We start from the raw sequence: 10968 nt of genomic DNA, 5'->3' as shown, positions 1-10968 counted from the left end.
CACGCTCGGTGATCTGTTTGACCGCTTCGGTCTTGAATTCTTCGGGGTATCTTTGCTTACTCATGGCACCTCCTATTGGGCCTCAGGTTTGAGGCTCAGAGGTGTCTAGAAAACCCGGGGCGATTCAATATATGTCCGATTGATACCCGCGCGATGAGCCAACTCCTCCTGGGACAAGCGCAACGCAGCACGCCGGGAGCGAAGCTCGTCGGCAAACGCTGCGATCAATGCCTCGTCCCTGGTCATGGGCAGGGACTGTCCGTCCCCTGACGACTCTATGCACCCGCATATGTGGTACAAAATAATCTGATGCCTGAGCCGGAGCGGACTGGGCAGACGCGACGAATGCCCTCTGAAAGTGCCCATGTACGACATCTACCACTCCGACCACAACGACCAATGGCGCTACACGCTGGGCCACTCCGGAGCCCGTCCGCTGCTGGTCATCGGCCTCAATCCCAGCACCGCCACCCAAGTGAAACTTGACCCCACTGTGACCCGCGTGGAGAAGGTCGCTCAGCAATGCGGATTCGATGGATTTGTCATGCTGAATCTCTACCCAGTACGGGCCACCGATCCCAAAGACCTGCCACCCAAGGCTGACCCCGTGGCCTACGAGCGCAATCTGGAAGCCATTGAGAAGACCGTCGCGCAATACCCCACGCCAACCATATGGGCGGCCTGGGGTACTTCCGTAGTGAACCGGCCCTATCTCCTCCGGGCGCGTGATGCATTGCATGAACGGCTGGCAAAGTACCAGCCCCAATGGCGCCGATTCGGTGATCTGACGGTCAATGGCCATCCTCGGCATCCTCTGTACCTGGACTACAGCTGGACGCTCGAACCCTACGAAATGGCCTGAACAGATGGCGGGTAGGTCTATCCGCTGATCTCTCTTCCACGTTCCCCATCGCCGGGTAGTCTCCGTGTCTCGCGTCGCAAGAAAACTCGCCCCCTGTCTCGTCCCTCAAGGCAGCGCGACTGCTCCGGACACCCCCTCTCCGCCTCTGAAAAAAGCTATTGAAAATCAATGACATAGGAGTCATTGATATGGAATTGATAGCAACTAACTCAATAAACTTGGGGAGAGGAGAGCATCGCCTTGCCCCATGCGGGTTCCGGGACGATGAAATCGAAATTTCCTACAGGCCCTCCAAATTCTCCAGAGTGGTGGACAAGGAGGAAATTCGATTGACTGCACCGAACCCACCTGCGCCCCTGCAGGTCATGTATCTCCACCAGCGCGACCCCGGGATGATCGCCCGCTACCGGACCTGGGCCGACTGGCTCTCCGAGGGCCAAACTCACGCCGTCGAGAGTGAACTGAGCGCCATGGATGGGGGTGACCCTGCTTCAACCCTCTCTCGTGCCTCGGTGTGCGAGTGGCAGGTACTGATCTATGAGCCCCCTGGCTATCCGTGTCCTGCATCAGCGGAGGTTCAGCCATGATCCCCCGCGAACCCCGCAAGGAGTTGGGCGCGGCCCAGGTCGCCGCGCTCTGGCGCCGTGGTAGCACCCATGTCGGTGGTGTGCGCGGTCTGATCCTCAACGTGACGAAGTACGGCTCACGCAGCTGGATACTGCGATATCAGGTGGCGGGCAAACGACGGGATCTGGGCCTGGGCTCCTACCCATCTGTCTCGCTCGCCGATGCTCGGGAAGCCGCGCGTGTAGCGCGAGCCAAATTGGCGCAGGGCATTGACCCTATCGAGGATCGTCGCCGGGCGCGCGCCCGTCTGGTCGCGGAAATCCACACCAGCATGACATTCGGTGAAGCGACCAAGCGCTACATCGCCTCGCATGAGAAAGGCTGGAAGAACGCCAAGCATGCACAGCAGTGGCAACGGTCGCTGGATATGTACGCCACGCCTGTACTGGGCAAGATGCCTGTGCGGGATATATCGCTGGCAATGGTGCTCAAGGTGCTGGAGCCGATCTGGTCCAACAAGACGGAGACCGCTACCCGCCTGCGCGGTCGCATCGAATCGATCATCGACTGGGCCATTGCACGAGGCTACCGCACCGACTCCAATCCTGCGCGCTGGAAGGGGCTGCTGGACAAGCTGTTGCCTGCTCCCGGAAAGGTGACAAAGACCACGCATTTTCAGGCGCTGCCCTATGTGCAGTTGCCAGTATTCATGGAACAGCTCGTGGGTCAGGAGGGAATGGGTGCCAAGGCCCTGCTATTCGTGATCCTGACAGCTGCTCGATCCGGAGAAGTTCGAGGCGCTACCTGGGAGGAGGTCGATCTGGCTGGGCGCGTCTGGACGATCCCCGCTGAACGCATGAAGGCCAGCAAGGCCCATCGGGTGCCGCTGTCGGATGCAGCTATCGCACTCCTGCAAGAAATGAAAGCGCTCGCGCTCGCAGCAGGACGCACCTCGGGCAAGGCGTATGTATTCCCCAGCCCCAACAGCCGTGACCCCGAACTGGGTAGTGCGCTCTCGGACATGACGCTCACGGCGGTACTCCGTCGCCTGAAGCTGGAGGCGGTGCCGCACGGGTTCCGATCCACCTTCCGCGATTGGTGCGCAGAGCAAACCGACTACCCGAACGAGGTCGCAGAAATGGCGCTGGCCCATGCGGTGGGCAACAAGGTAGAGGCCGCGTATCGGCGTGGTGACCTCCTCGCCAAACGGCAGCAACTCATGCAGGACTGGGCGGACTACGCCCTCGGTCCGCGCACAGGAAATATGACCGCCGGTCATAGCTCTGACCCACTCGCATCAACACGGGAAAACACACCCGATCAGCACAACAACACAGAGGGAGCAATGCAATGAACGACTATCTCGCCACCAAATGGCAAACACTCAGGGCATGGTCATCGGCCAAGTGGGCACAGGGCTGGATAGGCAAGGCCAAGGTAGTGCTGGCGTGGTACGGGCTGGCTGTCGTCGTCATGGCCCCGGTCGCACTGCTCATACCGGATGTAGAACTGGAACTGCACCCGGCCATGACCGAGCCTGCCCTGCTGTGCCATCAACAACAATCTTTCGATGAAATCATCGAGGCCAAGGATGTGACGAACCAAGCCCTGCTGGAGAAATTCCGTCACCAACCGGACATGCAAAGACGCATCATCACCAGCGACTCCTACATGCAGCGCGATGCGGCGGCATGGAGATCGGAGGCCATGCGCAAGATCGCTCGCGGGCAATGCCGTGAGGTGACGCATGATGATCCAGTGAGGGCGGACTGGATGGAATGGCAATCATCTAAGGATGCAGATCCCCTCAAGCCCAAACGCATGCTGGTCACCTACCAAGGGCAGACCTATTGGGCATATGCGGGGCAATGGCAGACGGTCACCGGCAAAACCGTGGCAGCAGAGAATCGCGCGCCACTCATGGTCTCCCGCAAGGCACCAGATGGGAATGATCACTCTGCACCGCCTGTGGTGGATGAGTCGCAGACCCGGTCCACACCCAATCGCCATCCCGTCCCGCCATTCGCTCGCAACGAATCCTATGCACAGGTGCGGGTGGTGCTCATGCGTGATGGCTGGCAGCCTGTGATCTCCAAAGATGCAGATCAATGCATGGAGGGTGACACGCGATGCGAGGGCCGTCCGGAAATGCAGACCTGTAGCGGATCAGGGATGGCCATGTGTAGATTCCGCTGGCAACGTGATGGGCAACAACTGACCATATGCACCGCTGGCGAGGAGCAGGCCATCTTCCACAGCATCTGCGAATGAGGGCACCATGACCATCAACAACATAGCGAGAAGATACCTCCTCCTGCCGCTCTGCATGATCGCAATGGCCTGGATGGGGGAGGCTATGGCGGGCATCTCGGAGTGCTACGCGATCAAGGATGCGGACAAGCGGGCGTACTGTCTGGCGCAGGTCAAGCGGGACTCTGGAAGTTGCTACCGCATCAAGGATGGCGACAACCGCAACCAGTGTCTGGCGGAAATCAAGGGATCACGGGATCGCTGCTATGCAATCAAAGATCAGGACAGCCGCAAGGGGTGTCTCGCTAAATCTCGGAAGCCTGTGCGCGAAAATCTTCCTTTGTCGCTCCGTAGCCCGCCCTGGTCTACAAAAAAAGCGGGCGGGCTCACGGACGCGCCAGCTTATGAGGACGAGAGCCCGCACATGACGACAATCCAAGGACTAAGTCAAAACTCAGGTCTACTGGGACAGGTCTACGTGTCGGCAGTGTGGCTGGGGAAGCCACGGCAAACACTTGCGAAGGCCATGCACTCATGGTCGAAATACCCCTGCCGTTGCCTGCCGCCGCTGTCTGCGACCGGATCACAAAAGCCTTGCTTGGCGGAGCAGATGCGTAGCACCGACAATGCCGAGAGTCCAGAGGTATGCGCCGACGTGGAGAGATTTCAAAGCGGATTTTAGGGTGCGAGGCCTGACAAGAATAACCGACCGAGTCGGTGGATCAATTGAGAAATAGAGATAGCTTTGTGAATATTACGAATGATTTTTCCGGTGGCGTTAGAACGCTTCGAGTACGAGCGAAACTGAAGCTTAGCGAGCTCTCTGAAGCCGCCTCCATACCTCTCGAACAACTAAAAAAAATCGAACGAGGATTGCTAGAGCTCGATAGTAAGACAGCTGTTAGCCTTGGGCTAGCTCTTGGCGTTGACCCGTCTGATGTGCAAAGTGCGTATGAAATGTTCGCTCCGAAGGCCACTCCCGGAGAAGGATATACAACCAGCAAGCGAGGAAATCTCGAATTCACAGGGCCGCGAAGCCCAGTAAGTGCTAGCGATAAGCGTTGGCGTGTACTAGATCTTTTTTGTGGCGCAGGTGGCTTATCCTATGGTTTTGAGCAGACCGGTAGTTTCGTGACTATAGGTGGAATCGATCTATTACCTGACAGAATTGCCACATTCACGGCAAATCATGAGCACGCATTAGGAATTGCCGGGGATATCCGCGAAACGAATCCTCAAGTTATTGGCAGGGCCGCCGGAAATATAGATGTAATTGTTGGCGGCCCTCCATGTCAAGGATTTTCTTCGATAAGGCCCTTTCGAGCACTAACGGAGTCAGACCAAAGGAACTCGCTTGTTGAACATTACGTGCTTATGCTCGCAGGCCTCAATCCGCGCTGGTTCGTTTTTGAGAACGTTGTCGGTCTTGTAACCCACGAAGGCGGGGAAAAGCTGAATGCTATATTAACTGCCTTTAAGGAAATGGGATATTCAACCAGTTGGAGAATTATCAATGCCGCTTCATTTGGCGTTCCTCAAAATAGAGAGCGCGTGGTAATTGTAGGCAATAGGGTCGGAGTAGATTTTATATGGCCTTCGCCCACTCATTATGTTAGTTATCGGAGCATGGCAGGGAGGCGAGCAGAACTGATGTCATCGATTGAGCTGGAAAAGACGGTCCTACAACCCGCTGTAACGGTGATAGATGCAATCGGTGATTTGCCCGCTGTGGCATCAGGCGACGAGGTGACCGCCTACTCTTCAAACGACAAATTGACTGATTTCCAAAAAACCATTCGAGATGGGTCAACGGTGTTGACCTGGCACAAAGCCACTAAACACTCGGAAAAAATGATGGAAATTATTCGGCATTCAGGATCTTCGATTAAAGACTTGCCTGCTGGTATGGTGACAAGCGGCTTTAGCTCATGCTATAGCCGTTTGGATGCGGATAGACCAAGCAACACTATCACTGTCAATTTCGTGCATCCATCCTCAAACAGGTGTATTCACCCATTTCAAGATAGAGCTTTGACCCCTAGGGAAGGCGCAAGAATCCAAAGCTTCCCCGATAGTTTTGAATTTTCTGGCTCAACGGCGCAGGTCGTAAAACAAATTGGAAATGCTGTGCCTCCATTGCTCGGAAAGATAATCGCACAGGCTATATCCGACCAAGATCCAATTCATATTCCGCGTACTAGTGGACAACGAGCTTTGTCGAAGTAAACAACGCTGAGATTTTGCATGCCTGCTGCATTAATAACGGCTGTCTTACCCGAGTCACCCTCGGTGTTACTAAAGTTAAAGTGCGCAAACTGCAATTCACCAATACGAACCTCCCAAATCCATGGCACGACACCTCGATTAGTCTTGCCTCGTGTATAAATGCCTTTTTCATCTGCTAACACATACCTTACGGTCATGTGCGGCCCAGGCTTAACAAGGTGCCCCTTAGGCTTGTTGTTCTCGAGTGCTACTTTGATTTCGATGTCGCAGGCATCAACGTAGTCCTTATTTGCTAGAAGATCTGGATACGTGTGCGGCGCATTTGGCAAGAAAATACCGTCAGAGGATTTGCAAATTCCGACTCTGAATAAATTCCCAATAATGGCCGATAGGTTTGCAAGTTCGACCAATTGAGAAAGGCGAGTATCAGCTGCAGCCTGCAGTGGGGCGTCAATTGAGTCGAGCGTACTATGAACATACTCTACGGCCTCCCCAACGATTTTCTCGGTAAGCCCGAATTTATAATGTTCTAATTCGCGTCGTAACGCGTCTTGCGCTGGTGTTCGCATGTGGTCTGGCATCCTTTCCGCGCGGTATGCGTGGGTAAGGGGATGATAGACGAGATGTGTTGCCGTCTGTTATTCAACACAGTGGCAAGATTTCTTTGGGATCCACAGCCAAGCGAATACCTGGTGGACCTTGGGCCTCATGGCGAAAGAACAATTCAGGTTGTCATCCGCACTTCAATGGATCAGTTTGCATGCGAAGCAACTGCTAGAGAGCCAACTCCCAGCCCAGCGCGATGGGTAACTTGGGGGGTAGAAATGAAAAACGGGCCGCGAGGGCCCGTTTTTGCTTGCTTACTGGCGGAGAGGGTGGGATTCGAACCCACGGTAGTGTTGCCACTACGCCTGATTTCGAGTCAGGTACATTCGACCACTCTGCCACCTCTCCTGTGTGTCGAAGCCTGCGAGTATAGCAAGTTTTTCAGGGCCTTCGCGCGGCAGTGCTACCCAGGGGGCGGTACCTCGGGCACCGTTGCGCTGCCGTCCGCCTGCTGGTAGTTTTCCAGCACCGCCACCAGCGTGCGGCCCACGGCCAGACGGGAGCCTCTGAACTCTGGAGCGATGGGTAGGCTGCTGGGTAGGTGCTGGAGCGAAGCGGCTATCAGGCAGTGCGGCGCCGCATCCTCGCTAGCCCAAACATGGCCAGCAGTGCGGACAGGCCAACCAAGGCCCACTCGGTTAGGGTGGGGATGGAGGCTGGCGACACGGGTACAACAGCAACAGCCGTCACCACTGTGGCAAGGTTGTTGGCGGTATTCGTCTCCCCACCACCAGAAACCTGGGCGCCATTGGTGACCGAAGCGGGTGCATTGGCCGCGATATCCACAGTCAATGTGATGGAGGGATAGCTCGCGCCCGCACTCAGCGGATCGCTTCGGGTGCAGGTCAGCGTCGCGAGCGTGCAGGCCCAGCCAGCGCCCGCCAAGGCTGTTGCACTCAGCCCAGGAGGAAGGACATCGGTCACGGTGACTGCGCCGCTCGTCGGGCCCACTCCGCCATTGGATGCAGTGATCGTGTAGGTGGCGCCTGTCTGCCCCTGGCTGAACGGGCCATTGGCCGGCATGGCCACGGTCAGATCCGGTAGCAACGGAATGACTGTCGCAGGATCGGTAGCCGTGTTGTTGGCTGCATTCACATCGCTGCCTCCTGTCACCGTAGCAGTGTTGGTCACGCTCGCTGGCGCATTGGCCGCGACATTCACGGTCAAGGTGACGACGGGATAACTCGCGCCTGATGCCAAGGGATCTGACCGAGTGCATGTGGCAGTTTGGCCCGCAATGTTGCAAGTCCAGCCGGTTCCTGAAGCGGTAGTCGGTGTCAATCCTGCAGGCACAGTATCGGTCAGCGTCACGAGGCCTGAGGTGGGCGAGCCGCCAGTATTGGATACCGTCAATGTATATGCGGCGCCAATCTGGCCTTGCGTGAAATTGCCTGTATGGCCTTTGGTGAGCACAAGATCGGGGCCCGCCCCGATGGTTGTCACATCCAATGCGGAATTGTTCGAGGAGTTGATATCCCCGCCCCCTGCAACCGTCACGGTGTTCGTCAGGGACGGGGGCGCTGCCGGCGACACATTCACGGTCAAGGTGATCGGTGGATAGCTTGCGCCAGCGGCGAGCGGATCGCTGCGGGTGCATGAGACAGATTGGGCCACGATGCTGCAGACCCAGCCAGCACCCGCTGCCGCTGTGGGAGTGAGTCCGGCAGGCACCGTGTCCGAGACGGTGACTGCACCCGCACTGGGCGCACCCCCGGTATTGGACACCGACACGGTATAGGTGGCCCCCACCTGGCCTTGCAAGAAGCTCCCGGCATGGCTCTTCGAGACAGTCAGATCCTGAGCGTAGGCCGAGGACAGAAAAGCTCCGGCGGCCAGAACGAGGAGAGCTGCGATGCGGCGGCGAAAGAGCATCATGGTTTTGATCCCGTACAGTCCAAGAAGCGTTTCATTTGACACAGCGCATCCACGCTGCCTGCGTACCTGTGGCGACACGCCTGCGATTGCAGTTGCATCGCCCCCACGGCCAGTGAGTCTCGCATGTGCCCGGCCTCATCGGTGATCAGAAGGGCAGGCTCACCCGTCCGGAAGCGCTGGTGTACCGGTATGACCCGGCCTGGCCGGAGAACAAGGGCGCCGTGTTGCTGGCCTCGATGCCGACAAACCACTGGACCGGGCTGCTGCGCCGTGATGCGAGGCCGATGGCGCCCCGCCATATCGGCTCCGACGCGCCATCGACGCGCTGCTGGCCGGCATCGATGCTGGCGCTCAGCACCACCACCTGCGCCACCTCGAACCGCGACGACAGGCCCGCCGATGCCTCATGCAGCCGCTCTGGTGAGAAGTACTCTGGCCGGTAGGCGTTGGTGTTGTGGTAGCTGCGCGTTTTTATGTAGGCATTGAGCCCATAGCGTTCGTCCAGCGAGTAGTTCCAGCGGGTGCGCAGTATTGGGCGGTTGTTGTCGTTGGAGAACAGCGCCGTGCCTGCCGCCACCCCGACGTTGAATCGCTCGGTGAAGGCGTGGTCGAGAACCAGTGCCAGGGCTGTGAAATGCGTGCCGTTCTCGATGCCTCGGATGGAGTTCACCAGGTCTCTTTCCACGCTCACCCCCAGCGCCGTGGAAGGGGTCAGCCGCTCCATGTAGTCGAGCCCCCCCACGAGGTAGCTGGTGCCCGCCACGCGGGCGGCGCCCAGACTGGCGTCGATGGTGCGTTCCTTGCTGGTTTGCTTGTAGGTGCCTGCCGCGAGGCTGCCGCTGGCCGCCCAGCCCGGCGCCGTGTAGCGCAGGGCTCCGGCGCGCAGGCCCCAGCCAGCGGCATTCGCATAGCCCAGCGTCTGCCTGCTTTCATGGAAGTCGTCTGAATCGCGGCTGGCGAAGAACGAGCCCGAAACCGACTGTGCCTGCACGCCGCAGGCACAGAGCACCGCCAGCGCGCCAATGAAACGCCCCTTCATTTCGTACCCCAATTCTTTGACCGGCTGACCAGTTCCTTGATGTAGCCCAGCACGCATGCGGGCTGCAGCACCACGCTGTAAAACAAGGCGTAGAAGATAAACCCCAGCACGTTGCGGCGGACCTTGAGCCCCTGTTCGGTGAACATCTTGGCCTGGACGGTGAACATGAGGTAGTTGACAATCATAGCGAGCGGCAGCACCAGCAGTGTCATGGGCCCCGCGATCCAGTACACGCCAAACAGCGCCAGCACGAGGCCTGGAACGAAGGCGAATGTATAGACCAGATCCATGTAGGGAAACAGCAGGTTCCACCAGATGAACAAGGTGGTCATGCGCGGCTTGAACAGCAGGCGCCAGTGCGATTTGAAGGCCTCGATGAGCCCTCGCGACCAGCGCTGGCGCTGGCGGATGAACTGCAGCCAGGTATCGGGTGCGTTCGTGAAAAGGCAGGCGTTCTCCGCGAAGCCGACGCGATGTCCGCGCTCCAGGATCGCCCATGTGAGCACGATGTCTTCACCCACCGTATGGGCCCATCCGCCGAGTTCGCGAAGGATGGCCGTGTCGTACACCGAAAACGCGCCTTGGGCCACGAGGGTGCCCTGGTACAGGCTCTGCAGGCGCTTGATGGCGGCAATGCCATGGAAATAGTCCCATTCCTGAATGGCTGTGACCATGTTCTTGCGGGAATTGCGCACGAGTACCGCGCCTGCCACGGCACGGGTGTTGGGCGGATCGCTCATGTAGCGGCGCACCAGGTTGTGCAGCGCGCTGTGGTGAAGGTAGGAGTCCCCGTCGACGGTGATGGTCAGGTGGTGGCGGACCAGGGCCAGGCCGGCGTTGAGCGCGTTGGCCTTGCCCACGTTGTGTTCAAGGTTGAGCACCTGCAGCCACGGATAGTTCAGGCCCGCGAGCTTTTCGGCGGTGGAATCCTTCGAGCCATCATTGATCACCACGACCTGCAACGGCCCCTCGTACTCCTGGCGCGCGATGCTCTCGATCGTGGAGACGATGCTTTCCTCCTCGTTGTAGGCCGCCACGAGGATGGTGATTCCCGGCAGGCGCGCGCTGGAGTGTCTTGCCGCGGGGCGCCGGTCCAGCAGCAGGCTGACCACCAGGAATGCGTTCATGAAGCCCGGCACCACCGCGATGCCGTAGATCACCGGGTAGGCCGCCCACGGGCTGATGACCCGCGCCAGATCGTGCACCCAGGCATCCGCGGCATAGATGGAAAAAGCCATCCACACCACCCCGGCGAACAATGCGAACGCAAATTTCCACCGCACCGACAGGTACGGCCGTGCCCACTTCGTGGCTGCTGGGGCTGGCGACGATGTGCTGGCGGGGCTGGCCGCGCGCTGCGGTTCGAGCGTGGGCAGGGCCGCAGGGCTTGTCTGGAGGTTGCGCGTCATCGGGAAACTCGCCTTGTGGGCTGTAGTCGGGGGCAGGCGGGTGGGGCGCGGCCCAGGTCACAAGCAGGTGCGTATTTGTAAAAAATTGAAACTGTGGTGTGCGAATTTTGCTGCTGGCGTGGATGCGCGTCAAC

9 protein-coding genes and 1 tRNA gene are annotated in these 10968 nt (G+C 58.5%); 5 read left to right on the top strand and 5 right to left on the bottom strand.

Annotation, left to right across the window (positions count from 1 at the left end; genetic code table 11):
• Positions 1-364: 364 nt before the first annotated feature.
• From KW843_RS14370 to dcm, 5 genes are all read left to right on the top strand, one after another.
• Positions 365-862 (top strand): DUF1643 domain-containing protein, encoded by a 498-nt coding sequence (locus KW843_RS14370; protein ID WP_218295793.1) that lies wholly within the window; start codon positions 365-367, stop codon positions 860-862.
• Between the two features lie 583 nt (positions 863-1445).
• Entirely contained in the window at positions 1446-2783 is a 1338-nt protein-coding gene (locus KW843_RS14365) for a site-specific integrase (RefSeq protein ID WP_255594739.1), read from the top strand.
• On the top strand, positions 2780-3700 hold the full coding sequence (locus KW843_RS14360; RefSeq protein WP_218295792.1) for a hypothetical protein: 921 nt from the start codon (positions 2780-2782) through the stop codon (positions 3698-3700). Before KW843_RS14365 ends, KW843_RS14360 begins: the two co-directional genes overlap by 4 nt.
• Before the next feature lie 7 nt (positions 3701-3707).
• Positions 3708-4361: a hypothetical protein gene (locus KW843_RS14355; RefSeq protein WP_218295791.1), complete on the top strand. Its 654-nt coding sequence runs from the start codon at positions 3708-3710 to the stop codon at positions 4359-4361.
• 35 nt (positions 4362-4396) lie between these two features.
• Positions 4397-5905: a DNA (cytosine-5-)-methyltransferase gene (dcm, locus tag KW843_RS14350; RefSeq protein ID WP_218295790.1), complete on the top strand. Its 1509-nt coding sequence runs from the start codon at positions 4397-4399 to the stop codon at positions 5903-5905.
• Here dcm and KW843_RS14345 read toward each other — a convergent pair.
• From KW843_RS14345 to KW843_RS14325, 5 genes are all read right to left on the bottom strand, one after another.
• Positions 5863-6474 carry a hypothetical protein gene (locus tag KW843_RS14345; protein ID WP_218295789.1) on the bottom strand — a complete coding sequence of 204 codons (612 nt, stop codon included), beginning with the start codon at positions 6472-6474 and terminating at the stop codon, positions 5863-5865. The two genes, dcm and KW843_RS14345, sit on opposite strands and share 43 nt — an antisense overlap.
• 295 nt (positions 6475-6769) lie before the next feature.
• Positions 6770-6859 (bottom strand) — tRNA-Ser (locus tag KW843_RS14340).
• Positions 6860-7072: 213 nt separating this feature from the next.
• Positions 7073-8386 (bottom strand): IPTL-CTERM sorting domain-containing protein, encoded by a 1314-nt coding sequence (locus KW843_RS14335; RefSeq protein ID WP_218295788.1) that lies wholly within the window; start codon positions 8384-8386, stop codon positions 7073-7075.
• A gap of 145 nt (positions 8387-8531) precedes the next feature.
• Complete coding sequence (locus KW843_RS14330) at positions 8532-9425, bottom strand: hypothetical protein (protein WP_218295787.1); 894 nt, start codon at positions 9423-9425, stop codon at positions 8532-8534.
• Positions 9422-10834, bottom strand: a complete 1413-nt coding sequence (locus KW843_RS14325; protein ID WP_218295786.1) for a glycosyltransferase family 2 protein — start codon at positions 10832-10834, stop codon at positions 9422-9424. The genes KW843_RS14330 and KW843_RS14325 overlap by 4 nt, the downstream gene beginning before the upstream one ends.
• Between the last annotated feature and the right edge of the window lie 134 nt (positions 10835-10968).

It is taken from the genome of Acidovorax sp. sif1233, assembly GCF_019218755.1.
GTDB lineage: Bacteria > Pseudomonadota > Gammaproteobacteria > Burkholderiales > Burkholderiaceae_C > Acidovorax.
This window is presented reverse-complemented; position numbering and strand designations above follow the sequence as displayed.

What these genes read in the sequence shown, in the direction of transcription:
- KW843_RS14370 (WP_218295793.1), top strand. Translation starts at nt 365, where the DNA reads ATGTACGACATCTACCACTCCGACCACAACGACCAATGGCGCTACACG.
- KW843_RS14365 (WP_255594739.1), top strand. Translation starts at nt 1,446, where the DNA reads ATGATCCCCCGCGAACCCCGCAAGGAGTTGGGCGCGGCCCAGGTCGCC.
- KW843_RS14360 (WP_218295792.1), top strand. Translation starts at nt 2,780, where the DNA reads ATGAACGACTATCTCGCCACCAAATGGCAAACACTCAGGGCATGGTCA.
- KW843_RS14355 (WP_218295791.1), top strand. Translation starts at nt 3,708, where the DNA reads ATGACCATCAACAACATAGCGAGAAGATACCTCCTCCTGCCGCTCTGC.
- KW843_RS14345 (WP_218295789.1), bottom strand. Translation starts at nt 6,474, where the DNA reads ATGCGAACACCAGCGCAAGACGCGTTACGACGCGAATTAGAACATTAT.
- KW843_RS14335 (WP_218295788.1), bottom strand. Translation starts at nt 8,386, where the DNA reads ATGATGCTCTTTCGCCGCCGCATCGCAGCTCTCCTCGTTCTGGCCGCC.
- KW843_RS14330 (WP_218295787.1), bottom strand. Translation starts at nt 9,425, where the DNA reads ATGAAGGGGCGTTTCATTGGCGCGCTGGCGGTGCTCTGTGCCTGCGGC.
- KW843_RS14325 (WP_218295786.1), bottom strand. Translation starts at nt 10,834, where the DNA reads ATGACGCGCAACCTCCAGACAAGCCCTGCGGCCCTGCCCACGCTCGAA.